This window comes from Xanthomonas sacchari, assembly GCF_040529065.1.
GTDB lineage: Bacteria > Pseudomonadota > Gammaproteobacteria > Xanthomonadales > Xanthomonadaceae > Xanthomonas_A > Xanthomonas_A sacchari.
On sequence record NZ_CP132343.1, the window covers coordinates 2,281,163 to 2,306,016 of the forward strand.

The following is a 24,854-nucleotide window of genomic DNA, read 5'->3' on the forward strand; positions in this document are numbered from 1 at the left end:
CTGCTGCTGAGAGTGCCCTCCTCATCCCGCTCCGTGGGCGGCCGCGCATCGGTCGTCGCACAGCGAGCGGAATGGGCCGCAGGGGGATCCACATTGCAGGCTGCCTCGGCTACGATCCCGGACGCAGGACCATCCCTTGGGCACTATTTGCGGGTGTCCAGGTGGGAAAAGACAATTGGCATCAATGGGTTAGAGGACGCTGAATTGTGTCCCTCTCACTCCGCCAGTGTCAAGGAAACGCCCGCAAATCAACGATTTGCGGGCGTTTTTCTTTTTCGCCACCTTGGACACTCGCTTGCACACTTCCATGCGAGTAACGCACGACCTCACGCGCGGCGAGACCGGTCGCTACGACGTTCGTTTGCGCGTTTCTGCTGACCTGTTAGGCACAGTTCGAGCGCACGGTCTTCAGTGCAGCACTGAAGTGACGTGCGATGCGCCGTGCTGCTGCAGCGACGTCATACTCGCCTCTGCGCGTCCGCATGGTGGCGGGTGAGCGCTGACGCGCCTTGCAGGAGTTCGAGCAGACGGTATCGCGCATGTCGGTGCTCAAGGAGCCGGTGATGAGCGCAGCGCCCTTGACGTGTTGCATGACGAAGCTCGGAGCGTGCCGCTACGTTCAAGCTTCCGTGGGCATCCGCCGTGGGCCGTGGAGGATGAAGGCGAGGGCAATCGCTGCCACGCAATGTCATCGATCGCGCAGCGCCAAATCCTGTTCTAGGCGGCGCAGCCAGCGCGCCCTGACGCGCAGCCCATCCTGCCGGTATCGATCGACCGTCTCTCCGCGGTGTGTCCCTGTCGATGATGGGCGTGAGTTAGGTCGCGCTACTGCGTTTGCTTTCCGAGTTCGTCTGGACACACGCGATGACGGTGGCCACGTGTGGGTTGCAGTGTGCTTCATGTCGTTCCAGCCACGCATTTGCGCTGCTCATCTTGCGCCCGTCGCGTGTCGCGGTTGCAGGCTTCGCTCAGCAACGGTTGACGCGACGCCTCGTTGGGATCGAAGCGCTTGAGCATGCAGGCCGGAAGCTCGCGGTGACATTGAGTCGCAGGGGATGGTGGCGATCCATCGATTGATTCCCATGCCCTGTCACGAAAAAATGTGCGTCGTCGCTGGATCGCGACGTTTCCTTCTTGCTCTGGTATCGAGATGCAGTCACACAAAATCCGCTTCATCATCATCGCGTTGCTTTGCCTTGGCGTCACGATCGCCAGCGCCGTCACGTTTTTCAGCAGGCCTGCGGCAGTGCCGACCCATTTGGCTGAAGCCGATGGGACGGTCGAAAAGGTCGACGCAACGCAGCGAAAGGGACGGCTTCAAAGCGTGAACTTCACCCTCGCGCCCGCCGGCGATGCATTCGAGTACTCCAGTGTGCTGCCTGGCATCGATGCGCTGTGGGGGCGTCTCAAGGTGGGATCACCGGTTCGCGTCACCTTCGACGATGCGGATGGCAAGCGATCCATCTGGGGGTTGCGCTTGGGCGATGACGTGGTCCTCACGCCCGAGCAGGCGCTCCAGGCGCGGCGCAAGAATGGCCAGGTTGGTGCCATGATTGGACTGATCGCCTTGCTTGGAGCGGGATACTTTCTGCATCGTGCTCGCAAGGCGTAGCCAAGCAGCCTGACAGCCTCGGCGCGCATCGGCCCGCCGCCGAGTCTGGATCTGCCAACAAGAAAGGCAGGGTAGGCCGGTGTTCTTCGGCAAGAAACGCGTTTGGCCGCGTTTCTGTCCGGGTGAGCGCCAGTGGCGGCCGCCTAACGCCCGAAATGGCGTCGGTGGCGCATCGCACGCGCTGTCTTCAGCTGTCCGCGTCGAGGGTCATCATGATGTGGATGATTCTTCCATGTTCGAGCTGAAAAGAGAGGCGCTTGTTCCTGGCCTGATAATAGCGCCAGTGCTGGCCATCGCTGTCATCCGTCGTGCCTTGGCCATAGGCGTTGATCAGTACATTCTGCGTGTCGCCGATCGCGACGCCTCTGGCCGTTTTGATCGTGGATGCATTGATGGTGATCTGCGCAATGACGTAGCTGTCGATTTCGCGTTGCTGTTTTTGCCAGGATAGGTTCGCCGTATAGATGTCAAATCCGGCATATCGATGCTGGTAGTACTTGTAGCTGGTATCCCCGGCGGGCACATCCCCTACAAAGCGCTCGCTGATCTGGGTGCCTGCCTGCTTCCTGGCCTGGTCGCTCCAGCTTTCACCCAGGGCGAAAGCGTGTGTGTTGATTGCCACGGTAAAGTCGCTTTCGGTCATTTCGACAGGTGCTGCGCGAACTGCTGCCGCAGCCGTCATCTCGGCTTGGGCGGCAGGAAGCAGCAGGAAGAGCAATAGCGCTGCTCTTCTGGTGGAGGTGATCATGTGCATCGATGCTTTAATTGGGGCGCAATGTCGCGGGTGTGTTCGTGTCGTCGGCTGTGCACATTCGCGGGCTGGTGGATCACACAGTGCACTGCGCATCGGCGAGGTTGTCCCGATGCCGGCGCAACGTGAGCGTCAGGACGGTGGGACGCCTGGAGTATGCCATCGCTTCCGGACTGGCATGCGCCAAGCGACGTCAGGGGTGCGCCTTCTCAACAGCTTCCGCGGCGATCTGATCAGGCGTGTGGTGGATCGCTTTCGAATCCATGCGAGTCCGCTGTGAGCGGCGCACCGTGTCGTTTGGATGCCCCTACGAACGCTGTTTCGGCAAGCCACTCCGAGACGTGCCGTGTTCGATCAACTTGGTGTTGCTGACTGTCGTCTCGGCAGCGTGTTGAACACTGCGCCTCGTTTCGTACGCTAGTCCACCCGTCGACCATTTCAGAGGCCTGTGTGCCTCCTGTGGCTCTAGCGCGTCAAGCGAATCGCCAGCGAGTCCACGCGGTGCAAATCGCTCACAACAGCTCCCCTCCCATTGGCGGCAGGGGAGCACGAGAACCTTGAACTCAGCCGCGTGCGTGGTCGCGCGCCTTGCCCACTTCACTCTGTACCTTGCCAGCGTTCTTCTGCATCTTGCCTTCGACTTCCTTCAGCTTGTTGCCGGTGGCCTTGCCAGCGACTTCCTTGATGGTGCCCTTGATCTGGTTCTTGGCGCCTTCGGTGCGATTCTTGTCCATCGTTGACTCCGCAGTAGGGATGCCCTCAAGTGGGCATTGCCAAACTGCGCGCGGGCCGGTGGCGTGCAAGTGAAAATTGCGCGGACGTGCGCTCGATCATTTAGGTGGCGGACGGGTTGTATGCCGAAGCCTGTAGCGGCGATCGTGCGCCCCGTTTGGGCTGGGCGCGCTTGGTGCTTCTACAGCGGGAACACGCGCACCGCGACATGTCTTTCGTCTGCCTGCCGGCGGCGACGGCGTGGTCCGCATAGGTGCGCCGAGTGGCGACCCTCGACTGCGCTGCGCGCTCAGTACCAGCCCAGATACAGGGTGGTCACGCCCCAGGTGTCGATCAGGCCATGCGCGAGGATCATCGCCCACAGGTTGCGCCTGGAGCGCAGATAGGCATAGCCGAACATCGTGCCGACCACGCCGGTCAGCAGGATGCCAGAGGCGCCTTGCGCGGCGTGCATCAGGCCGAACACCACGCCGCCGACCAGTGCGGCGATCCAGCGGCCGCCGCGCAGACGCCCCAGCAGCGCATCGAGCTGGTGCATGAGGAAGGCGCGGAACACCAGTTCTTCGCCGAGCGCTGCGCTCAGCCACGCCGCGCCGATCAGATGAGTCGTCGCCTGGACGTTGCCCTTGAGCGCGCCGTAGGCGCTGTAGTCGGTCTTGTGCCCGGTGATGGTGTCGATCAGCGGTTGCAGCACCGGCGTGATGAAGCCCACGGTCAACAGCACCAGCAGCGCGGTCCAGCCGATCACCGACACCAGGCGAGGGCGCGCCACGCCGCACGCGAGGGAGGAGCGCGTTTCGATCCACACCAAGGAGAGACCGAGCAGGCCGACCACGGGCATGCGCCACGGAAACGGGAGCCATGCATAGGACGCCAGCGCGAGGATCGCGGCGCTGAGCGCAATGCGCAGCAGCGGGTGGCGCATGAAGGAGGTGTTGGACGTGGCGTGGGTGTTGCCTTGCGCGGAGTGCTGCATGCCTGACCTGGAAGGAAGCGGGCACTCAGCCTAGCGAGCCTGCGCCATCGAGCACTGTGCCAAAGGCCATGTAGACCAATGCACTGCGGTGCGTCGTAGAGAGCATGCAGATGCCAGCATCGTGCGCGTCGCCAGCGGCAAGCGCTGGCGACGCAATGCAGGCGCGGACGCGTCAATCCGCGTGCACTCCGGAACGGCGTGTGGCGACTATGCGCCCGCGGTCTGGCACTCGAACACGCTGACGCTGCGCGGCGGCGCCAGGAACTCGCTGGCACCGGCCGGCATGCTGTCGACCTGCAGCGCATCGTCGGTGGACAGCACCAGCTTCCAGTGCAGTTCCTCTTCCGAGGACGGCAGCACGAAGCTCACGCCCTCGTGGTAGGCGTTGATGACGATCAGCAAGGTATGATCGTTGGCCAGTTCCTTGACGCCGGAGGTCTGCGCCTTGCCTTCCAGCAACAGCCCGACCGAGCGTGCGCCGGCATCGGTCCAGTGCGCATCGTCCATCTCGGTGCCGCCCGGGTTGAGCCAGGTGAGGTCGCGAACGCCGGCTTCTTCGTTGTACTGGCCGTTGAGGAAGCGACCGCGGGTCAGGATCGGGTAGCGCTGGCGCAGCGCGCTCAGCGCCTTGACGAAGGCGGTGAGGCGGCCCTCGGTGGGGTCGCGCTCCCAGTCGATCCAGGTGATCTCGTTGTCCTGGCAGTAGGTGTTGTTGTTGCCGCCCTGGGTCTGTGCGCGCTCGTCGCCGGCCAGTAGCATCGGCGTGCCCTGCGATAGCAACAGCGTCGCCAGCAGGTTCTTCATCTGCCGCTCGCGCAACTGCAGGATGCCGGCGTCGTCGGTCTCGCCTTCGACGCCGTAGTTGCAGGAGCTGTCGTGGTCGGAACCGTCGCGGTTGCCCTCGCCATTGGCGTCGTTGTGCTTGCCGTTGTAGCTGACCAGGTCGTGCAGGGTGAAGCCGTCGTGCGCGGTGATGAAGTTCACCGAGGCCCACGGCCGGCGCCCGCGCCGGTCGAACAGATCGGCCGAGCCGGTGAAGCGGGTGGCGAACTCGGCGAGCTTGCCTTCATCGCCCTTCCAGAACGCGCGGGCGTTGTCGCGGAACTTGTCGTTCCACTCGGACCAGCCCGGCGGGAAGTGACCGACCTGGTAGCCGCCGGGGCCGCAGTCCCAGGGTTCGGCGATCAGCTTGACCTGCGACAGCAGGGGATCCTGGTTGCACGCGTCGAGGAAGCCGCCGCGCTGGTCGAAGCCGGTCGGCTCGCGGCCGAGGATGGTGGCCAGGTCGAACCGGAAACCGTCCACGTGCATCTCGCCGGCCCAGTAGCGCAGCGAATCGTTGACGAACTGGATCACCCGCGAATTGCTCAGGTTGAGCGTATTGCCGGTGCCGGTGTCGTTGATGTAGTAGCGCTTGTCCTCGGCCAGGCGGTAGTAGCTGGCGTTGTCGATGCCACGGAAGGACAGGGTCGGGCCCAACTCGCTGCCTTCGGCGGTGTGGTTGTAGACAACGTCGAGGATGACCTCCAGGCCCTGGCGATGCATGGCCTTGACCATGTCGCGGAACTCGTCGCGATGGCCGCTGGCCAGGTAGCGCGACTTGATCGCGAAGAAGCCGAGCGTGTTGTAGCCCCAGTAGTTGCGCAGGTCCTTGTCGAGCAGATGCTGGTCGTCGAGGTAGGCGTGCACCGGCAGCAGTTCCACTGCGCTGACGCCCAGTTCCTTGATGTAGCGCAGCACCGGTTCCTGGGCCAGGCCGGCGCAGGTGCCGCGCAGTTCGTCCGGCACCTGCGGGTGGCGCATGGTGTAGCCGCGCACGTGGGTCTCGTAGACCAGGGTCTGGCTCCACGGGGTGAGCAGGCGCTGGTCGTCCTCCCAGTCGTAGGTGTCCTCGACCACCACGCACTTGGGCATGAACGGTGCGCTGTCGCGCTCGTCGAAGCTCAGGTCGCCGTCCGCATGGCCGACGGTGTAGCCGTACAGCTCGTCGGCCCAGATCAGGTCGCCCTCGAGCTCGCGCGCATAGGGATCGAGCAGCAGCTTGTTGGGGTTGAAGCGGTGGCCTTCGCTGGGCGCGTAGGGGCCGTGCACGCGATAGCCGTAGCGCTGGCCCGGCTTCACGTCGGGCAGGTAGCCGTGCCAGATTTCGTTGGTGTATTCGGGCAGGTCCAGTCGGGTCTCGGTCCCGTCTTCGTCGAACAGGCACAGCTCCACGCGGGTAGCGTGCGCCGAAAACAGCGCGAAGTTGGTGCCCTGGCCGTCGAAGACGGCGCCGCGCGGAAAGGGACGCCCCTCGCGGATGCGCGAAGGGGTGGCATAGGCGGCACTGGTCGGATGGCGCATCGGGCTCTCGGCCGGCACGCCGGCAGTAGGGGAGGGAGAGCGGAAGCATTGCCGTGGACACCGTGCAGGACGCGTTACGGGATGCCGAGGGTGGCGTGAGGGCGCAGTGGAAAGCGAGCGGGCGGCCGACGCAACGACGCCGTGGCGCCGCTGCGCGGGCCGCGATCGCGACTGTCGCGGCCCGGTCCGATGGTCCCGGGCGCGACTGGCCTGCAGCGCTCAGCGCGGCAGGTCGAACAGCAGGAACTCGCTGTCCTGGGCATCGGCGAACTGCAGGCTGGCCTCGTCGATCGCCTGGACCGCGTCGCCGGCCTGCAGGGTCTGGCCGTTGACGCTCAGCGTGCCGCGCACCACCTGCACATAGGCGCCGCGCCCGGCCGCCAGCGGGTAGTCCAGGCGCGCATCACCGTCGAGGATGGAGGCGTAGATGCGCGCGTCCTGATGGATGCGCACCGCGCCGTCCTCGCCCTGCGGGGCCGCGATCAGTCGCAACTGGCCGCGCTTGCTGTCGGGGGCGAAGTGCTTCTCCTCGTATCCCGGATCGATCCCGGCGCGCTCGGGCATCACCCAGATCTGCAGGAAGTGCACCGGCTCGCTGGCGGAGTGGTTGAACTCGCTGTGGGTGACCCCGGAGCCGGCGCTCATGCGCTGCACGTCGCCGTAGCGCAGCACCGAGCCGTTGCCCATGCTGTCCTTGTGCTCCAGCGCGCCTTCGACCACATAGGACAGGATCTCCATGTCGCGATGGGCGTGGGTGCCGAAGCCCTGGCCGGGCTGCACGCGGTCCTCGTTGATCACCCGCAGCGGCCCGAAGCCCATGTGGCGCGGGTCGTGATAATGGCCGAAGGAGAAGGTGTGGCGCGAGGACAGCCAGCCGTGTTCGGCGCGGCCACGGGTATTGGCGGGGCGGATCTGCAGCATGGGAGGCTCCTTGGTGGCGTTGATGTGCAAGTGGATCGAAAGCGCCCGGTTTGTTGATTTCGCGTGCGCTTCGGCTTGGAAACAAGTATCGGCGCTGTCGCCGGGTTTGAAAAACGGATAGATTCGGCATCCATCATCGAAAAATTCGAATGCTCAAGCTCAGCCTCGATGCCCTGCAGATCCTCGACGCCATCGACCGTCGCGGCTCGTTCTCGGCCGCCGGCAAGGCGCTGCACAAGGTGCCGTCGACCATCTCCTACACCGTCGCCAAGCTGGAGGAGGACCTGGGCGTGCAACTGTTCGAGCGGATCGGGCCGAAGGCGGTGCCGACCGCCGCGGGGGCCGAGCTGCTGCGCGAAGGCCGCCACCTGCTGCGCGCCGCTGGCGACCTGGAACTGCGCGTGCGCCGCGTCGCTTCGGGCTGGGAGACCGAGTTCGCGCTGGGCCTGGATGCGGTGTTCGCGCCGGAATGCCTGGCGCAGGACATGGCGGCGTTCTACGCGGTCGCCGATCGCACCCGGTTGCGGGTGGTGCAGGAATCATTGTCCGGCACCTGGGAGGCGCTGCTGGACCGGCGGGTGGATCTGCTGGTCGGGGCGGCCGGGGAAGGGCCCAGCGGCGGAGGCTACGTGACCGAGCCGCTGGGCACGTTGCCGTTCGTGTTCGCGGTCGCGCCCAGTCACCCGCTGGCGCAGGCGCCGGAACCGCTCAGTCGCAGCCAGTTGAGCGCGCATCGTGCGATCGCGGTGGCGGACTCGGCACGGCGGCTGTTGCCGCGCACGGTCGGGTTGCTGTTCGGCCAGGACGCGCTGACCGTGCCGGACATGCGCAGCAAGTATCGGCTGCAACTGGCCGGGCTCGGCTTCGGCTTTCTGCCCGAGCCGTATGCGCGTGCCGCGCTGGCGCGTGGCACGCTGGTGCGCAAGGCCGTGGAGGAGCCGAAGCCGGACGAGGTGTTCCAGCTGGCCTGGCGCAGCGGCGAGGAGGGCGCGGCGCTCGCCTGGTGGCGCGCGCGCATGCGTCAGTCGGGCGTGTTCGCGGCATGGCTGGCGCAGATGGCGGCGCGGCTGGACGAGGGTGTGTGAGGCATGCCGGACACCGGTCGCGCTTGCCGCAGGGCGACGATGGATGGGTCTGTTCCGCCGGTGATGCCCTGCTGCCCGCGCGTGCGGTGGGCGACGGGAGGATAATGCGCGGCATCTTCTTCCTTCCGCCCGCCACGCCATGCAGGACCTGATTGCGCGCTACGGACTCGGGCTGGTCTTCGTCAACGTCCTGGCCTTGTCGCTGGGCCTGCCGGTACCGGCGCTGCCCACGTTGATCCTGGTCGGGGCGACCTATGCGCTGCTCGATGGCGCGGCGATGTGGAGTGCGCTGCTCGGCGCCTTGTCGGTGTCGATCGCGGCGAGCTTGCTCGGCGACCTGCTGTGGTTCGGTGCCGGGCGTCGTTACGGCAATCGCACCCTGCAGTCGCTGTGCCGGCTGTCGCTGTCGCGCGACACCTGCATGAAGCGCACCGAGCGCTTCTATGCCCGCTGGGGCGTGCGCGTGCTGGCGGTGGCCAAGTTCGTGCCGGGCCTGTCGATGGTGTCGGTGCCGATGGCCGGCGCGATGCGTGTGCGCCCGGTGGCCTTCCTGCGCTACGACGCGCTGGGCGCGGCCTTGTGGGCGGGCGTCGGGTTGTTGCTGGGCCTGTGCTTCGCCGACCAGGTGCAGGACTTGCTGGACTGGCTGAGCCTGCTCGGCAGGCGCGCGGCGCTGCTGCTGGGCGGCCTGCTGGCGCTGTACGTCGGCTACCGCGCCTGGCGCCGGCACTCGCTGCGCAAGGCGATGGAGATGCGGCGCATCGACGTCGACGAACTGCGCGCGCTGCTGCAGGGCGAGACGCCGCCGCTGCTGCTGGACATTCGCGCTCCCGGCTACCGCACGCTGGAGCCGTTCGCCATTCCCGGTGCGCTGGAAGTGGACGATCGCCAGGTCGACGCGCTCGTCGCCCGCTTGCCGCGCGATCGCAGGATCGTTATCTACTGCGCCTGCCCGAACGAGGTCTCGGCCGCGATCCTGGCCAAGCGCTTGCGCCAGCACGCGTTCGAGGACGTGCTGCCGCTGCGCGGTGGGCTGGATGCGTGGCGTGCGGCGGGCCATCCGCTGGTCGCGCTGGACGCTGCGGCTGCAGTGGCGCCGCCGCCGAAGGGCGACACGATCGCGGCGTGAGTCGCCGTGGCGGGAACGTCATGCGTCCCGGCGACCTCACGACTTACAGGCGACGCATACGCCTCCACGCCCCCGCAGATGTCGGCGAGTGCGTCGTCTGTAGTCATGGGTGCGGTTGGGTAGGTAGGCAGGGCGCGCGTCACGCCCCAGCGTGCTCGATTCTTCCGCCTGCATCGCCCGCATCCAGACGGCGTGGCGACGTCGAGCGGAGGTCCCGCCTGGGGCGCGTTCACTTGCTTGCCGGCGGATGCGTCCATGATTCGGTCGATGACACCACCGGTCCGGCAAGCGCCTGTCGGCGGCGATCCCGCAAGGCTGGCGCCGAAGCGAATCCTCATCTTCACCCTGCACGGAGACAGCCATGAACATCGATCTATCCGGGAAAATCGCCCTCGTCACCGGCTCCACCGCGGGCATCGGCTTCGGAATCGCCAAGGGCCTGGCCGCGGCGGGCGCCGAGGTCGCGCTGAACGGTCGCGACCAGGCCCGTACCGAGGCCGCCGTCGCGGCGCTCAAGCGCGACCTCCCGGCCGCCAGCGTGCGCGCCGTGGTGGGCGACGTGGCGACTGCAGCCGGCTGCGATGCGATCGTCGCCGCGCTTCCTGCGGTCGATATCCTGGTCAACAACGCCGGCATCTTCGGGATGCAGGACTTCTTCGAGACACCCGACGCGGAGTGGGAGCGCTTCCTGGCCGTCAACGTGATGTCCGGCGTGCGCCTGTCGCGCGCGTATCTGCAAGGAATGGCGGAAAAGGGCTGGGGGCGCGTGCTCTTCGTCTCGTCGGAGTCCGGACTCAATATCCCGGTCGAGATGATTCACTACGGCGTGACCAAGACCGCCGATCTGGCCCTGTCGCGCGGCTTGGCCAAGCGCATGGCCGGCACCGGCGTCACCGTGAATGCGATCCTGCCGGGGCCGACGCTGACCGAAGGCGTCGCCGCCATGTTGTCCGAGCAGGTGGAGCAGTCCGGCAAGCCGCTGGAGGAGGTCGCCGCCGATTTCGTCAAGGCGCATCGCGCCAGCTCGATCATCCGCCGCGCCGCGACGGTGGAGGAGGTCGCCAATCTGTGCGTCTACGTCGCGTCGCCGCAGGCATCCGCGACCACCGGTGCGGCGCTGCGCGTCGACGGCGGTGTGGTGGATACCATCGCCTGAGCTGGTGTGGCTTGGTCGGTCGCGCAGGCGAGGCCGGCGGCGCGCATCGTTCGCTGCTGCGCGCGGCATGCAATCGCCGCCGCGCAGGCAAAAAAAAGACAAGCGCTGGCTTGTCGTTTTTGATCTGACTGGTGCGCCCGGAGAGATTCGAACTCCCGACCGCCTGGTTCGTAGCCAGGTACTCTATCCAACTGAGCTACGGGCGCGTCGTCAGGCGCGGGATTATTCACGAGTTGCGGCGATTCGTCTACACCTGCGTGTCGTGCGCATGACGCAAGCGGGCGACGATGCCGCTGCGCGCGGCCTGGTTGCGATCGCATCGCGGCGGCAGGGCAAAAAAAAACGACAAGCGGTAGCTTGTCGTTTTTCATCTGACTGGTGCGCCCGGAGAGATTCGAACTCCCGACCGCCTGGTTCGTAGCCAGGTACTCTATCCAACTGAGCTACGGGCGCGTCGTCAGGAGCGGAATTATGCGGGAGTCGATCTGGCCCGTCAATGCTCTTTCGGAAAAATTTCACCGATCCTCGCCCAGCAGCGCCGCGGCCACGGCGGCGGGCCGCTTCATCCAGGCGAAATGGTCGGTGGCCACGCCAAGCTGCGTGGCGTCCAGGCGATGGAGGTGCGGTGCCGGCGTGGCCAGCTTGTCCAGCAGGCCGCGCAGCGAACTCTCCGGCGCCAGCCAGTCGTCCTGCAGCACCACGCCGCGCACCGGCAGCGTCAGGTGCGCCAGGCGCGCCTCCAGGTCGATGGCCAGCCCGGCCGCGGCGTAGCGGCCGCTGCGGCCCACGCGCGCCCAGTCGGCGATCAGGCCGCGCGCTTCGGTACCGCCGAAGCCCAGGCGGCGACCATGCAGCACGCCCTGCCGCTGCGCCAGCCATGGCACCAGGCGATACGCCAACGGCAGCAGATAGCCGCGCGGCGCGGGGAATCGGCGCCAGTACGGCGTGCCGCTGGCGACCAGCCACAGCGCGGCGAAGGCCTGCGGCTGCAGGCTGGCGTAGCAGCAGGCGAGCTGTCCGCCGAGGCTGTGGCCGCCGACGAGCAGCGGTGCCGCGATGCCATGCCGGGCAATCGCCGCCTGGCTGGCGGGCAGATCCAGTTGCAGCAGGGCGCGATAGCCCCAGTCGCATTGCCGCGACGGCCGCAGCGTGCTGCTGCCGTTGCCGCGCCATTCGTGCAGGAACACCGCCACGCCGTGCGCGGCCAGCGCTTCGGCGAACGGCAGGTAATGGCGCGCGGCCACGCCCAGCGCCGGCAGCCACAGCAGCGCCTGCCGCGGTGCGTCGGGAACGCGCGCCAGCAAGGTCCAGCGATGACCGTCGGCCGCGGCGACGGGCAGGGCGTGCTCGGCGACCGCCGTCGCGGCGATGGGCGCTGCGCTCATGGGCCGCGCGCCGCGCCGAAGTGATCCAGCACCGCCACGTCGCTGCGGCCGGGCCGGTAACTGCCGCGCAGGGCGCGCGCCACGTAGTCGATCGCCGCTTCGCAGGCGGCCGGCAAGGCCAGGCCCTGGCACAACTGTGCGGCGATCGCCGCGGCCAGGGTGCAGCCGGTGCCGTGTGCGTCCAGCGCCAGTCGTGCGTGGCTGAACTCGCTGCGGCTGACGCCGTCGTCGTAGCGGTCGATCACCCGCTGGCCTTCCTGCAGATGACCGCCCTTGAGCAGCACCGCCTGTGCGCCGGCCTCGAGCAGCGCCGCGCTGGCGTGCTCGGCGTCGTCGGCGGTGTCGATCGGGCGGCCGAGCAGCAACTGCGCTTCCGGCACGTTCGGCGTCACCAGTGTCGCCAGCGGCAACAGGCGGCCGCGCAGCGCGTCCAGGGCGTCGTCCTGCAGCAGCTTGGCGCCGCTGGTGGCCACCATCACCGGGTCCAGCACCACCCACGGCGGGCGGTACTCCTCCAGCGCATCGGCGACCAGGTGGATCACCTCGGCGTTGGCGAGCATGCCGAGCTTGACCGCGGCGATGTCGAAGTCGGCGAAGCAGGCATCGATCTGCGCGCGCAGGAACGACAGCGGCGGCACATGCACCGCGGTGACGCCGCGGGTGTGCTGCGCGGTCAGCGCGGCGGCGGCCGCCAGCCCGTGCACGCGGTGCGCGGCGAAGGTCTTGAGATCGGCCTGGAGGCCGGCGCCGCCGCCGGAATCGGTGCCGGCGATGCTCAGCGCGGAGACGACGGTGGGTTCGCTCATGCGCCGATTGTGCAGGGCTGGCGTCGCTTATGCACTCGGCCGCACCTTCAGCGTTCGCGGCTGCGGTAGTGCGCCTGCAGCGCGTATAGCGTGCCGACCGTGCCGGTCAGCAGGGCGGGGCCGAGCAGGGCGTCGAAGCCGACCTGCCGGTAGGCCCAGGCGCCGAGGACACCGCCGCACAGGAAGCCGCCGATGATCAGCAGGCTCAGACGGATGCGTCGGCGCGGCAGCGGCAGTCCACGCAGCGCCTGGCCCAGGCCGATGCCCAGGTCGGTGAACATGCCGGTGAGGTGGGTGGTACGCACCACCGCGCCGCTGTAGACGGTGGTGGTGGCGTTCTGCAGGCCGCAGGCGATCGCGGCGAGGACCGCGCCGGCGAGTTGCTGCTGCTTGAACGCCTGCATCGCCGCCAGCAGCAGCAGCGCTTCCAGCGCCAGCGCCACGCCGTAGCGGCGGCCCAGGCGCAGGCGGCTGTCCTGCACGATGAAGCCGCCGAGCATCGATCCGCCGAGGAACGCCAGCACCACGCCGACCAGTTGCGCGATCGCGCGCGCGTCGCCGTCGGCCAGCGCGGCGCCGAGCAGGGTGGTGGTGCCGGTGAGGTGGGTGACCGCCTGATGCTCGAAGCCGAGATAGCCGACCACGTTGACCATGCCGGCGACGGCGGCCAGCGCCCCGGCGAAGGCCCAGGCCCAGCGTGGCAGTTCCAGGTTCATGCCGTGCGCGAAGCAGCCGCGGCGCGGCGGCCGCGGGATACAGCCGCCCCAGCGTGCCGCCGTTGGCGCCTGCCTGCGGCCATCTCAGCGTGCGCCGTTGACCGCGATCTCGGAGAAGCGGCCGCTGGCCGGGTCGTAGACCGCGCCCCAGAAACGGCTGCCGCCGCCGCAGGCGCGGACCGCGTCGACCGTGGGGTCGCGCTCGCTACCGTCGTCCGGCGCGAAGGCGTTGACGTAGATCGCCTGCTTGCCGCGGTACAGGATGCCGACGTACTGGCGATCGGACGCGGTGGGGTCGGCGATCTGCGGCTGCAGTTGCGCCAGGTGCGCTTCCAGTTGCGCGATCTGTTCCGGGGTCGGGATCCAGTAGCCGGTCACCGCGCCGTCCTGGCGCGCCGGGCTGTCGCGCGCGCAGGTGTCGAGCACCTGCGCGGCGGTGCTGTTGCGGGTGACGATCCACGACTGCCCGGCCTTGACCGCGGTCGGCACCATGGCCGGCCCGCGCGTGGTGGCGCAGGCGCCGAGCAGGGCCATGGCCAGCGCCGCGCCGGCCAGGCGCACGCCGGCCGCCGCGTTCACAGCACCTCCGAGGCGTAGTCGGCCAGGCGCGAGCGCTCGCCGCGGCGCAGGGTGATGTGCGCGCTGTGCGGCCAGGCCTTGAAGCGGTCCACCGCGTAGGTCAGGCCGGAGGTGGTCTCGGTCAGGTAGGGCGTGTCGATCTGTTCGACGTTGCCCAGGCACACGATCTTGGTGCCGGGGCCGGCACGGGTGATCAGCGTCTTCATCTGCTTCGGCGTCAGGTTCTGCGCTTCGTCCAGGATCAGGTAGCGCGACAGGAAGGTGCGCCCGCGCATGAAGTTCATCGAGCGGATCTTGATGCGGCTGGCGAGCAGGTCGTTGGTGGCCTGGCGGCCCCAGGTGCCGCCTTCCTGGGTGTGGGTGAGCACTTCCAGGTTGTCGGTGAGCGCGCCCATCCACGGCGTCATCTTCTCTTCCTCGGTGCCGGGCAAAAAGCCGATGTCCTCGCCGACGCTCACCGTGGCGCGGGTCATGATGATCTCGCGGTAGCGCTGCTGGTCCATGGTCTGCGCCAGGCCCGCGGCCAGCGCCAGCAGGGTCTTGCCGGTACCGGCGGTGCCGAGCAGGGTGACGAAGTCGATTTCCGGATCCATCAGCGCGTTGAGCGCGAAGTTCTGCTCGCGGTTGCGCGCGGCGATGCCCCACACCGCGTGCTGGCCGCTGCGGAAGTCGTCGACCAGCGCCAGCGTCGCCTTGCGCTCGGCGTTGACCTTGACCACGCGCAGTTCCACTTCGTCCTCGCCGGGCAGGTACAGGTACTGGTTCGGATACCAGTCCTCGTCGGCGGCCAGGGCGATCTCGTAGCAGGTGCGGCCCTTGTCGCTCCAGCTGCGCAGGTCCTGGTTGTGCTTCTGCCAGAAATTCTCCGGCAGCTCGATCGCGCCGGTGTAGAGCAGGCTGAAATCGTCGAGCGCGCGGTCGTTCTCGTAGTCCTCGGCGACCAGCCCGCTGATCGCCGCCTTGATCCGCAGGTTGATGTCCTTGGACACCAGGATCACCGGGATTTCCGGCTGCTCCTCGCGCAGCGCCAGCACCGCGGCCAGGATCTTGTTGTCCGGGGCGACGCTGCCGAAGCTGCGCCCCGGCTCGACCGGGCGCACCTGGAAGTACAGCCGGCCGATGCTGCCGGTGCTCTTGAGCTGGATGCCCTGCGGATGGCTGAGCGGGATGCCGGATTCGATCTGCTCGGCGCCGGCGCCCTCGATCAGCTCGTTGAGGAAACGGCTGACCTGGCGCGCGTTGCGGCTGACTTCGGACATGCCCTTCTTGGCATTGTCCAGTTCCTCGATCACCTGCATCGGCAGGAACACGTCGTGTTCCTCGAACTTGAACAGCGCGGTCGGATCGTGCATCAGCACGTTGGTATCCAGCACGTAGATGCGCTTGCCTCGGGTCATCATGGATTCCTGAAAGAGGAGCAGGGACGAACCATCGCTGCCTGCGGGGCAGGGCGATGCGGGGTGCGGGAAACGGCAGTGGTCACTGCTTGGCGGCGGCCTGCAGCGCGTCTAGCACGGCCTGGGCGTGGCCGGGGACCTTGACCTTGCGCCAGCTGCGGACCAGTTGGCCGGTCGGCGAGAGCAGGAAGGTGCTGCGCTCGATGCCCAGCACCTGGCGGCCGTACATGTTCTTTTCCTTGATCACGTCGAAGGCGCGGCACAGCGCTTCGTCGGCATCGCTGATCAGGGGGAAGCGGAAGCCCTGCTTGGCGCAGAAATTGTCGTGCGACTTCACCGAGTCGCGCGACACGCCCAGCACGGTGGCGCCGGCCTGTTCGAACTGCGGCAGCAACGCATTGAACTCGATGCCCTCGGTGGTGCAGCCGGGCGTGCTGTCCTTCGGATAGAAATACAGCACCAGCCAGCGGCCGGCGTAGTCGCCGAGCGTGGCGCTTGCGCCGCCGGACAGCGCCAGCGGCAAGGCCAGCGTGCTGCGGTCCAGGGTGTCGCCGTCCTTCATGGGGTGTCCTCCGCGTGCATCGCCATCATCCGCGTTCGATTGCGTCGGTGTCCAGCGCGGCGCACTCAGAACTTCATCGGATCCATGATCGCGTCCAGGTTGAGGTGGTCGCAGAACTCGAGGAAGTCGTCGCGCAGCGCGGCGATGTGCATGTTCGCCGGCACCCCGATCGTCACCTGCGCCGAGAACATCTCCGCGCCGGTCTGCATGGCGCGGTAGCGCGTGCTCTGCAGGTTCTCGATGGTGATGCCCTGGCGGTCGAAGAAGTCGGCCAACTGGAACAGGATGCCGGGTTTGTCGGCGGCGATGACTTCGACGATGTACGGCAGCAGGTTGGACTGCGCCTGCTTGGCGCCGGTGCGGTACCACACCAGCTTCATGCCTTCCTCGCGGTCGAGGCGGGTGAGCATGGCTTCGAGCTTGGCCACCGAGTCCCACGAGCCGGTCGCCAGCGCGGTCACCGACACGTCGCGGCCGACCGTGGCCAGGCGCGCATCGACGAGATTGCAGCCGCTGTCGGCGATGCGACGCGTCACCGGCAACAAGGGCGACTCCGGATGCGTCGTGTAGGCGTTGATCAGGAGGTGGTTTTCGGTCGGCGCGGGCCGGGGCGTGGTGTCAGTCAAAGGGGCTTCCGGCATTGCGTAAGGCTGAACGGCATCCGGGCGGTCGCCCGGCATGGTGTGCAGCATACTTGCCCGCGCTTTCGGGCCGCAAGTAACATGCGGGGCGACCTTGCCGCGCGTGCGGGGCCGACCCGTCCGCGCAGCCTGCGCGGCCCTTTTCTCCCAGCGAGCACCCGGCATCTTGTCTCTCTCCGGCATCATCACCGCCCTGGCCACGCCCTTCCAGGGCAATGGCGACCTCGACCTCGACGCCTGGCAGCGGCTGCTCAAACGCCAGCTCGACGGCGGCGTGCAGGGGCTGGTGGTGGCGGGATCGACCGGCGAGGCGGCCACGCTGCTGGACGAGGAATACGACCGGATCCTGCGCGAAGCGGTGCAGGCGATCGGCGGGCGCGTGCCGGTGCTGGCCGGCACCGGCCTGTCCGGTACCGCCAAGACCGTGGCGCTGACCCAGCGCGCCGCCGCCGGTGGCGCGCAGTACGCGCTGGTGGTGACGCCGCCGTACGTGCGTCCGACCCAGGCCGGCCTGATCGCGCACTACACCCAGGTCGCCGAGCAGGGCGGCCTGCCGGTGCTGCTGTACAACGTGCCCGGCCGCACCGGCTGCGACCTGCTGCCGGAGACCGTGGCGCAACTGGCGCAGCATCCGAACATCGTCGGCATCAAGGAAGCCGTGAGCGACCCGCAGCGCATCGCCGCGCTGGCGGCCCTGCGCAGCGACCAGTTCGCCGTGTTCAGTGGCGACGACGGCAGCGCCGCGCAGGCGATGCTGGCCGGCTTCGACGGGCTGATCTCGGTGGCCTCCAACGCGCTGCCGCGCGCCTACCGGCGCCTGTGCGACCTGGCGCGCGCGCGGCAGGCCGAGCCGGCGCAGGCCTGGGACGCGCGGCTGCAGCCGTTCCATGCGTTCTGCGGCATCGAATCCAACCCGATCCCGGTCAAGGCGCTACTGCAGCGCGCCGGGATCGGCCAGGGCCTGCGGCTGCCGCTGCTTCCGCTGTCCACGGCGCACCATGCCACGGCCGACCGACTTGCCGCCGACGCTGCCGCGTTGGAAGACCTATCCAGCCGCGAAACGCTCGCGGCCTGACTCCAGGAGATTGATTGATGCGTGCTTCCGTTCCCTACGTCCGCGTGCTGTCGGCCGCCGTGCTGGCGACCACCCTGGTCGCGGCCACCAGCGGTTGCAGCTGGTTCCACAAGGGCAAGCCGCGCGGCGACTACGCGCTGGCGCCCGACATGCGCCCGCTGGAAGTGCCGCCGGATCTAACCTCGCCCGATACCTCGGCAGCGATGAAGGTGCCGGCGCTGGCCTCGGCGCAGCGGCCTGCGGCCCCGGCCGGCCAAGCCCCGGCGGCCTCGAACAGCGGCTTCGTGGTGCCGGGCACCCGCGACCAGGTGTTCGGCCAGGTCGGCGATGCGCTCGGCGGCATCGAAGGCGTCACCATCGCCAGCCGCGCGCAGTTGCTGGGCTCCTACGACGTGGCCTACGAAGGCAGCAACTTCCTGGTGCGCGTAGTGGCGGTGGATGCCGGCGTGTACGTCTCGGCGGTGGATCCGCGCGGCCTGCCGGCCACCGGCGAAGCGCCGGTCAAGCTGATCGCCGCGCTGAAGGCCAAGCTGGGTCATTGATCCGGTGTGGCCCGGCGCGTGCGCCGGATCTGGCTGCAGAATGCGAAACGGGCGCCTAGTGCGCCCGTTTTCGTTCCGCGAGAAAGGAGTGCAAGGGCAAGCGCCGTTCCTTGCTTCAGCGCCACGCTGGGCGCCGTACCCTCACCCCAACCCCTCTCCCGGAGGGAGAGGGACTTCGGCTTCTTCCTTCTCCCTCCGGGAGAAGGTGCCCCGCAGGGGCGGATGAGGGTACGGGCGAAGCCTCGCGCCTAGGAGGGTGTAACCGCGTATCCGGTCGAGCGGCGGCAACGCGAGTTGTCAGAGGCGCCCTGCGTGTGCAAGTAGCGGCGTTGGCCGCGATGGGCTCTGCAAGATGCGCGTCGCGGCTGATTCAAAAAAGGCAATAAGAGCCGCTCCTTGCTTCAGCGCGCTGCTGCGCGCCGTACCCTCACCCCAACCCCTCTCCCGAGGGGAGAGGGGCTCCGGCTTCTTCCTTCTCCCCTCGGGAGAAGGTGCCCCGAAGGGGCGGATGAGGGTACGGGCGAAGCCTCGCGTCCTACGAGGGTGTAACCGCGTGTCCGGTCGAGCGGTGGCAACGCGAGTTGTCAGAGGTGCCCTGCGTATGCAAGTAGCGGCGTTGGCCGCGATAGGCTCTGCAAGATGCGCGTCGCGGCTGATTCAAAAAAGGCAATAAGAGCCGCTCCTTGCTTCAGCGCGCTGCTGGGCGCCGTACCTCACCCCAACCCCTCTCCCGAGGGGAGAGGGGCTTCGGCTTCTTCCTTCTCCCCTCGGGAGAAGGTGCCCCGCAGGGGCGGATGAGGGTACGGGCGAAGCCTCACGCCTAGGAGGGTGTAACCGCGTGTCCGGTCGAGCGGCGGCAACGCGAGTTGTCAGAGGCGCCCTGAAGCCGCAGCTTGTCTCTACGGTTTTGTACGGTCTGGCGGGCGGCGCCTGGGCAGAATCCGCGGCGCAGTTACTTCCGCAGCAGCGGCAGCTTGTTCGGCTTGCCGTCCCACTCGGCGGCGTCGGGCAGCGGTTCCTGGCGCGTGGTCAGGACCGGCCAGGCCTTGGCCAGTTCCGCGTTGAGTGCGACGAAGCCTTCCTGGCCTGCGGGCACGTCGTCTTCGGGGTAGATGGCGTTGGCCGGGCATTCCGGCTCGCACAGCGTGCAGTCGATGCACTCGTCCGGATCGATCACCAGGAAGTTCGGGCCGGCGTGGAAGCAGTCCACGGGGCACACTTCCACGCAGTCGGTGTATTTGCACTTGATGCAGTTTTCGGTGACGACGAAAGGCATGGCGGGATCCGGCGATTAACCCGGCAATTCTAATGCAAAGCGGCCACCGCCGCCGTGTGTGCGGGGCAGCCGGGCAGGAGGCGGCCGGTGCACGCGGCTCAGCCGGCGAGGCCGCCGCGCTGCTGCGCCAGCCGATACAGGCCGCGTGCGGCCAGATCCTCCGGATGGGTGCGCACGCGGCTGCCGAGCGTGGCCAGCGCATGCGCATAGCGCGCCAGCAGGCCGCTGCCGCCGACCAGGTGCACCACCGGCGGCAAGGTGGGGTGCGCGCGCAGTTCGTGGCCGATCAGCAGGCCGGACAGATACGACGGTGCCGCGGCGGCGCTCAGGCGTTCGAACAGGCCCAGGCTGCGCACGCCGAACAGATGGTGCAGCACCCCGCCGGGGTCGCCGCTGCGCTGCACGCCGGCGTCGAACGCGGCCGCATCGAAGACGCCGTCGTCGGCGTCCATCAGCCGCGCCAGCAGGCTGTGCGTGCGCAGCAGCGCGTACAGCTCGCCGGTCATCATCGTCGCCAGCGAGGCGATGCGCCCGTCCTGCAGGGTCACCCACTTGCTGTGCGTGCCGGGCAGGCAGACGTGGTGGACCTCGGTCGTCGGCGGTTCCTGCGCGAGCAACGCGAGCAGGCCGATCAGTTGGGTCTCTTCGCCGCGCATCACGTCCGGCACGGCGTCGGCGTCGCTGGCCACGCCGGGCACGAACCACAGCGTGCGGCCGGGCAGCGCCGGATCCTGCAGTGGCTGCATCGCCGCGGCCAGGGCGGCAGCGTCGGCCGGGCAGGACGCGTACGGCAGTTCGATCCAGCCGTTGCGGCTGCCGATCATCCCGCACAGGACGATGTCGCCGTCCCAGCCGTCGATCAGGGTGGCCAGGGTCGCGGCGAAGCGGCCCTGGCAGGCGGCGATGCCCTGGTCGCTGCGGCGCTGGTCGAGAATGCCGCCGTCGGCATCGAGCCGATAGCCGCGCAGGCTGCTGGTCCCCCAATCGACGACGATCATGCGCTGGCGATGCGTCCTTCGGGCAGGCCGGCGATGCCGACCGCGGCCACGTACACGCCGCCGGCCTGCGGCGTGCGTGCCAGTTCGTCCTCGCTGTGATCCTGCCGCGAGGTGCTCAGGTACAGCGTGCCGCCGTCGGTGCCGCCCAGGGCGGGGCAGGTGGGATGCTTGACCGGCAGCGCGACACGGCGCTCGACGCTGCCGTCGGGGCGGTAGCGCACCACCTGCCAGGCGCGCCATTGCGCGTTCCACAGGTGGCCTTCGGCATCGACGATGGCGCCGTCCGGCTCGGCGCCGGCATGGTCCAGTTCGGCGAACACGCGGCTGTTGGCGGTGTGCGCGGTATCCGGGTCGTAGTCGCAGCACAGGATGCGCGGCTGCACCGAGTCGCAGTAGTACAGGGTGCGGCCGTCGGCGCTGAAGCAGATCGCGTTGGGGATGGCCACGCCCGGCAACGGCAGGCGGCGCAGGCCGTAGCGCGCCGACCATTGGTAGAAGCTGCCGACCGGCGCCTGGTCCTCGCGTTCGCTCATGGTGCCGAACACGAAGTTGCCGTGGCGGTCGGCGCGGCCGTCGTTGCTGCGGGTGTCGTCGCGTTCCGGCTCCACGTCCGCCAGGTGCTGCAGCGGCAGCGCGCTGTCGGCCTCGGCGGCGGCATCCGGATCGGCGACGTACACGCCCTTGGCCAGCGTCAGCAGCAGGCGGCCGTCTTCGAACAGGCCCAGGCAGCCGGGGCGGTCGGGCAGGTCCCAATGACGGCTGACGTTGCTGGACGGATCGTGGCGCCACAGGCGGCGGCCGCTGATGTCGACCCAGAACAGCACGCCGCGGCGTTCGCACCACAGCATGCCTTCGCCATGCGCGCAGCGGCTGTCCACCGCCAGCGTGGCGGTGTGGCGGGGCGGAGTGGTGACGCTCATCGGCTCACCACTCGGCGATGCTGCCGTCGGCGTGACGCCAGATGGGGTTGTGCCAGTCGGGTGGGTTGGCGTTGGCATGGCGCAGGCGCTCCTCGTCGATTTCCACGCCGAGGCCCGGTTTGGGCAATGCGGCGATGCTGCCGCCATTGTCGCAGGCGAAGTCGTCCTTGTTGAGCACGTAGTCGAGCAGGTCGGCGCCTTCGTTGTAGTGGATGCCGATGCTCTGTTCCTGCAGCACCGCGTTGTGCGAGACGAAGTCCACCTGCAGGCAGGCGGCCAGCGCCACCGGGCCGAGCGGGCAGTGCGGCGCCAGGCCGACCTCGTAGGCCTCGGCCATGCTGGCGATCTTCAGGCATTCGGTGATGCCGCCGGCGTGCGAGAGATCCGGCTGCAGCAGCGACAGGCCGCCGGCCTGCAGCACCGGCTTGAAGTCGAAGCGCGAGAACATGCGCTCGCCGGCCGCCAGCGGAATCGGCGTGGATGCGGCCAGCCGCGGGTAGTACTCGGCCTGCTCGGGCAGCACCGGCTCCTCGACGAACAGCGGCTTGAACGGCTCCAGTTCGCGCAGCAGCACGCGCGCCATCGGCGCGGCGACGCGGCCGTGGAAGTCGATGCCGAAGTCGATGGCGGTGCCGAACGCCTCGCGGATCTGCGCCACCTTGGCCACCGCGGCATCCACCGCCCGTGGGCCGTCGATCAGCTTCATTTCCTCGGTGCCGTTGAACTTGAAGGTGTCGAAGCCGAGGTCGCGGTAGCCCTGGATCTGGGCGATGGTCGCCGCCGGGCGGTCGCCGCCGACCCAGCGGTAGGTCTTCATGCGGTCGCGCACGCGCCCGCCGAGCAGTTCGTACACCGGCACGCCCAGCGCCTTGCCCTTGATGTCCCACAGCGCCTGGTCGATGCCGGCGATGGCGCTCATCAGGATCGGGCCGCCGCGGTAGAAGCCGCCGCGGTAGAGCATCTGCCAGATGTCGTTGATCCGCGCCGGATCCTTGCCGATCAGGTTGTCGCCGAGTTCGCGCACCGCGGCCTCGACGCTGCGCGCGCGGCCTTCGATGACCGGCTCGCCCCAGCCGGTGATGCCCTCGTCGGTCTCGATCTTCAGGAACAGCCAGCGCGGCGCGGCGTGGTAGGTGGTGAGGCGGACGATCTTCATGCGCGGTCCAGATAGGCGTGGCGGAAGGCGGCGGCGTGCGCCTGGGTCTGTGCGAGCGACTGGCCGGGGCGGTACAACTCGCCGCCGATGCCGGCGCCGATCGCGCCCGCGCCGAGGTAGTCGTGCAGGGTCTCGGTGTTGACGCCGCCGACCACGAACAGCGGCACCTGCGCCGGCAGCACCGCGCGCAGGGCGCGCACGTGGCCGGGGCCGTAGGTGGCGGCAGGGAACAGCTTGAGCATCTGCGCGCCGGCATCCAGCGCGTCGAACGCCTCGGTGGCGGTGGCGAAGCCGGCCACCACCTGCAGGCCGCGCGCGACCGCGTGGCGGATCACCGGCGGGCGCGTGTTGGGGGTGACGATGAAGCGTGCGCCGAGATCGGCCAGGGCGTCGACGTCGCCGATCTGCAGCACGGTGCCGCCGCCGATCCAGCAGCGCTGCCCGAACGCCTGCGCGGCCGGGCCGATGCTGTCGGCCCAGCGCGGCGAGTTGAGCGGGATCTCGATCGCGTCGTAGCCGGCATCGGCCAGCGCCCCGACGTGCGCCAGCGCGTCCTCGGGGGTGAGACCGCGCAGGATCGCGATCAGCGGGAGTCGGAACGGGGAAGCGGCGGACATCGGGATACCTGGCGGAAACGACGGTGACGGAGGCGCCGGGCCAGCGCGACGCCGCGGCGGGACCGGAGGCGGGAGGCCGCGGTCCGCGCCCGTGCGTCGGCGCGCTGGCGCAACCCGCGGCATCCGCCGCGGCAGGCCGGTGCCCGACGAACGGCGACGCCGGCGGGGGCGCGATGGACCGTAGCCTGCGCGCGTGAGCTATGCTCTGCAAATGAAATTTTAGGCATATTCTATTCCGCCGCCGAATAGGCGGTTTCGCCTTCCAGGACGCCTGCCCACGATGAACGCTTCCGCCAATCCCTGGTTCAACGCCGCGCGCCTGAAGACCCGGCATCTGTTGTTGCTGCTGCAGTTGCACGAGCACCGTTCGGTGCTGCGCGCCGCCGAGGCGGCCAGCATGACCCAGCCGGCGGCGTCCAAGTTGCTGGCGGAAATGGAGGACCTGCTGGGCGTGAAGCTGTTCGAGCGCCACGCGCGCGGGGTCGAGCCGACCTGGTACGGGCAGGTGCTGATCCGCCGCGCGCGCGCGGCGATGTCCGAGATCGGCCGCGCCCAGGAAGAGATCGCGGCGCTGTGCGAGGGGCGCATGGGCCAGGTCTCGATCGGCACCGTGGTCAACCCGGGCACCAATCTGGTGCCGCAGGCGATCGCCGAGGTCAAGCGCGAGTTCCCCGGCATCCTGGTGCGGGTGGAGATGGACTACAGCCGGCCGCTGGTGGCCAAGCTGCTCGACGGCCAGCTCGACATCGTGATCGGGCGCATCCTCGGCCCCTATGGTGCCGAGGCGTTGGAATTCGAGCCGCTGGCCGACGAGCCGCACTCGGTGATCGCCCGCGCCGGCCACCCGCTGTCCACCCGCGCCGACCTGCGCCATGCCGACCTGGCCCGCTACGGCTGGGTGCTGCCGCCGGCCGACAGCGTGCTGCGCGCGCGCCTGGACGCGATGTTCCTGGAGCACGCGGTGCCCGCGCCGCAGAACGTCATCGAGACCTCGTCGCTGCCGGTGATGACCAGCCTGCTGCGCGGCAGCGACCTGCTGGCCGCGCTGCCGGCGGAGGCGGTGGCGCCGTACGTGCAGGCCAAGCTGTTGACGGTGTTGCCGATCACGCTGGGCGTGCGCATGGAGTCCTTCGGCATCGTGCGCCGCCGCGATTATCTGCTGCCGCCGGGCGCAGAACGCGTGTTGCTGGCGCTGCGCAACGCCGCCAAGCGGCTGTATCCCGAACGCGCGGCCAGCCTCTGACTGTCATCGCTGGCGTTGTCATGCTGGGAGTGGACGATTTCGTAGACATGCCGTGGTGTGCATCCCGCTAGTCTGGAATGGCATAGCTAGGCGTGAAATTTTCATTTGCGTCACGCGAAGTGCATTTCTAGTCTCGGCCGATCGCGGTCGCGACGCGCTTGCCTGACAGCAGCAGCGCCACCCGATACGGCAGAGGCTTTGGCCATGCCGTCACAACTCGCAGGACGGCGCCCTGG

Annotated in this window: 25 protein-coding genes and 2 tRNA genes; 7 read left to right on the plus strand and 20 right to left on the minus strand. The window is 68.5% G+C overall.

All coding sequences use genetic code 11. The features are described from left to right. Nucleotides 1-382: 382 nt before the first annotated feature. The gene (locus RAB71_RS09695) at nucleotides 383-592 is read right to left on the minus strand and encodes a hypothetical protein (RefSeq protein ID WP_156148506.1); all 210 of its coding nucleotides are present in this window, start codon (nucleotides 590-592) and stop codon (nucleotides 383-385) included. A gap of 558 nt (nucleotides 593-1,150) precedes the next feature. Here RAB71_RS09695 and RAB71_RS09700 point away from each other — a divergent pair. Further along, nucleotides 1,151-1,612, plus strand: coding sequence for a hypothetical protein (locus RAB71_RS09700; protein WP_010343929.1), 462 nt, complete (start codon nucleotides 1,151-1,153; stop codon nucleotides 1,610-1,612). Nucleotides 1,613-1,799: 187 nt separating this feature from the next. On the opposite strand, the gene RAB71_RS09705 is transcribed toward RAB71_RS09700, so the two are convergent. The 5 genes from RAB71_RS09705 to RAB71_RS09725 form a co-directional block, all read right to left on the minus strand. Continuing rightward, a complete protein-coding gene (locus tag RAB71_RS09705) occupies nucleotides 1,800-2,360 on the minus strand; it encodes a hypothetical protein (protein WP_029562230.1) in 561 nt (186 codons plus the stop codon). A 566-nt stretch (nucleotides 2,361-2,926) separates the two neighbouring features. Then, nucleotides 2,927-3,097: a CsbD family protein gene (locus RAB71_RS09710; protein WP_010343927.1), complete on the minus strand. Its 171-nt coding sequence runs from the start codon at nucleotides 3,095-3,097 to the stop codon at nucleotides 2,927-2,929. Nucleotides 3,098-3,384: 287 nt separating this feature from the next. Beyond that, complete coding sequence (locus RAB71_RS09715) at nucleotides 3,385-3,936, minus strand: CPBP family intramembrane glutamic endopeptidase (protein ID WP_029562229.1); 552 nt, start codon at nucleotides 3,934-3,936, stop codon at nucleotides 3,385-3,387. A gap of 342 nt (nucleotides 3,937-4,278) precedes the next feature. Next, complete coding sequence (gene glgX, locus RAB71_RS09720; RefSeq protein WP_010343925.1) at nucleotides 4,279-6,414, minus strand: glycogen debranching protein GlgX; 2,136 nt, start codon at nucleotides 6,412-6,414, stop codon at nucleotides 4,279-4,281. 219 nt (nucleotides 6,415-6,633) lie between these two features. Next, nucleotides 6,634-7,335 carry a pirin family protein gene (locus tag RAB71_RS09725; protein WP_010343924.1) on the minus strand — a complete coding sequence of 234 codons (702 nt, stop codon included), beginning with the start codon at nucleotides 7,333-7,335 and terminating at the stop codon, nucleotides 6,634-6,636. A gap of 149 nt (nucleotides 7,336-7,484) precedes the next feature. Between RAB71_RS09725 and RAB71_RS09730 the strand changes: the two genes are divergently transcribed. The 3 genes from RAB71_RS09730 (at nucleotide 7,485) to RAB71_RS09740 (ending at nucleotide 10,705) form a co-directional block, all read left to right on the plus strand. Continuing rightward, nucleotides 7,485-8,420, plus strand: a complete 936-nt coding sequence (locus RAB71_RS09730; RefSeq protein ID WP_010343923.1) for a LysR substrate-binding domain-containing protein — start codon at nucleotides 7,485-7,487, stop codon at nucleotides 8,418-8,420. Between the two features lie 139 nt (nucleotides 8,421-8,559). Then, a complete protein-coding gene (locus RAB71_RS09735; protein ID WP_010343922.1) occupies nucleotides 8,560-9,549 on the plus strand; it encodes a DedA family protein/thiosulfate sulfurtransferase GlpE in 990 nt (329 codons plus the stop codon). A gap of 361 nt (nucleotides 9,550-9,910) precedes the next feature. After that, nucleotides 9,911-10,705 (plus strand): SDR family NAD(P)-dependent oxidoreductase, encoded by a 795-nt coding sequence (locus RAB71_RS09740; protein WP_010343921.1) that lies wholly within the window; start codon nucleotides 9,911-9,913, stop codon nucleotides 10,703-10,705. A gap of 129 nt (nucleotides 10,706-10,834) precedes the next feature. Here the strand turns inward: RAB71_RS09740 and RAB71_RS09745 are convergent. From RAB71_RS09745 to RAB71_RS09785, 9 genes are all read right to left on the minus strand, one after another. Next, nucleotides 10,835-10,911: transfer RNA gene (locus RAB71_RS09745), tRNA-Arg, on the minus strand. Nucleotides 10,912-11,081: 170 nt separating this feature from the next. Beyond that, nucleotides 11,082-11,158: transfer RNA gene (locus RAB71_RS09750), tRNA-Arg, on the minus strand. Between the two features lie 62 nt (nucleotides 11,159-11,220). After that, entirely contained in the window at nucleotides 11,221-12,090 is an 870-nt protein-coding gene (locus tag RAB71_RS09755; RefSeq protein WP_104609578.1) for an alpha/beta fold hydrolase, read from the minus strand. Continuing rightward, nucleotides 12,087-12,896 (minus strand): bifunctional hydroxymethylpyrimidine kinase/phosphomethylpyrimidine kinase, encoded by an 810-nt coding sequence (gene thiD / locus RAB71_RS09760; RefSeq protein ID WP_010343918.1) that lies wholly within the window; start codon nucleotides 12,894-12,896, stop codon nucleotides 12,087-12,089. Before thiD ends, RAB71_RS09755 begins: the two co-directional genes overlap by 4 nt. A gap of 47 nt (nucleotides 12,897-12,943) precedes the next feature. After that, nucleotides 12,944-13,612 (minus strand): YoaK family protein, encoded by a 669-nt coding sequence (locus tag RAB71_RS09765; protein ID WP_010343917.1) that lies wholly within the window; start codon nucleotides 13,610-13,612, stop codon nucleotides 12,944-12,946. Nucleotides 13,613-13,696: 84 nt separating this feature from the next. After that, the gene (locus tag RAB71_RS09770) at nucleotides 13,697-14,146 is read right to left on the minus strand and encodes a hypothetical protein (protein ID WP_175300611.1); all 450 of its coding nucleotides are present in this window, start codon (nucleotides 14,144-14,146) and stop codon (nucleotides 13,697-13,699) included. A gap of 41 nt (nucleotides 14,147-14,187) precedes the next feature. Then, the gene (locus tag RAB71_RS09775; RefSeq protein WP_010343915.1) at nucleotides 14,188-15,588 is read right to left on the minus strand and encodes a PhoH family protein; all 1,401 of its coding nucleotides are present in this window, start codon (nucleotides 15,586-15,588) and stop codon (nucleotides 14,188-14,190) included. 82 nt (nucleotides 15,589-15,670) lie between these two features. Then, a complete protein-coding gene (locus RAB71_RS09780; protein ID WP_010343914.1) occupies nucleotides 15,671-16,150 on the minus strand; it encodes a peroxiredoxin in 480 nt (159 codons plus the stop codon). Nucleotides 16,151-16,215: 65 nt separating this feature from the next. Continuing rightward, nucleotides 16,216-16,791, minus strand: a complete 576-nt coding sequence (locus tag RAB71_RS09785; RefSeq protein ID WP_087943489.1) for a glycine cleavage system protein R — start codon at nucleotides 16,789-16,791, stop codon at nucleotides 16,216-16,218. Nucleotides 16,792-16,957: 166 nt separating this feature from the next. Here RAB71_RS09785 and dapA point away from each other — a divergent pair, with 166 nt between their 5' ends. After that, a complete protein-coding gene (dapA, locus tag RAB71_RS09790; protein ID WP_010343911.1) occupies nucleotides 16,958-17,866 on the plus strand; it encodes a 4-hydroxy-tetrahydrodipicolinate synthase in 909 nt (302 codons plus the stop codon). Nucleotides 17,867-17,883: 17 nt separating this feature from the next. Continuing rightward, a complete protein-coding gene (locus RAB71_RS09795) occupies nucleotides 17,884-18,408 on the plus strand; it encodes a hypothetical protein (protein ID WP_010343910.1) in 525 nt (174 codons plus the stop codon). Nucleotides 18,409-19,360: 952 nt separating this feature from the next. Here RAB71_RS09795 and fdxA read toward each other — a convergent pair. The 5 genes from fdxA to RAB71_RS09820 form a co-directional block, all read right to left on the minus strand. Beyond that, entirely contained in the window at nucleotides 19,361-19,684 is a 324-nt protein-coding gene (gene fdxA / locus RAB71_RS09800) for a ferredoxin FdxA (protein ID WP_010343909.1), read from the minus strand. Between the two features lie 98 nt (nucleotides 19,685-19,782). Beyond that, nucleotides 19,783-20,682 carry a 2-dehydro-3-deoxygalactonokinase gene (locus RAB71_RS09805; RefSeq protein ID WP_010343908.1) on the minus strand — a complete coding sequence of 300 codons (900 nt, stop codon included), beginning with the start codon at nucleotides 20,680-20,682 and terminating at the stop codon, nucleotides 19,783-19,785. After that, complete coding sequence (locus tag RAB71_RS09810; protein ID WP_010343907.1) at nucleotides 20,679-21,602, minus strand: SMP-30/gluconolactonase/LRE family protein; 924 nt, start codon at nucleotides 21,600-21,602, stop codon at nucleotides 20,679-20,681. Before RAB71_RS09810 ends, RAB71_RS09805 begins: the two co-directional genes overlap by 4 nt. A gap of 4 nt (nucleotides 21,603-21,606) precedes the next feature. Continuing rightward, entirely contained in the window at nucleotides 21,607-22,758 is a 1,152-nt protein-coding gene (gene dgoD / locus RAB71_RS09815) for a galactonate dehydratase (RefSeq protein WP_010343906.1), read from the minus strand. After that, nucleotides 22,755-23,375, minus strand: a complete 621-nt coding sequence (locus RAB71_RS09820) for a 2-dehydro-3-deoxy-6-phosphogalactonate aldolase (protein WP_041500105.1) — start codon at nucleotides 23,373-23,375, stop codon at nucleotides 22,755-22,757. Before RAB71_RS09820 ends, dgoD begins: the two co-directional genes overlap by 4 nt. 280 nt (nucleotides 23,376-23,655) lie before the next feature. Here RAB71_RS09820 and RAB71_RS09825 point away from each other — a divergent pair, with 280 nt between their 5' ends. Next, the gene (locus RAB71_RS09825) at nucleotides 23,656-24,618 is read left to right on the plus strand and encodes a LysR substrate-binding domain-containing protein (protein WP_010343903.1); all 963 of its coding nucleotides are present in this window, start codon (nucleotides 23,656-23,658) and stop codon (nucleotides 24,616-24,618) included. Nucleotides 24,619-24,854 lie beyond the last annotated feature (236 nt).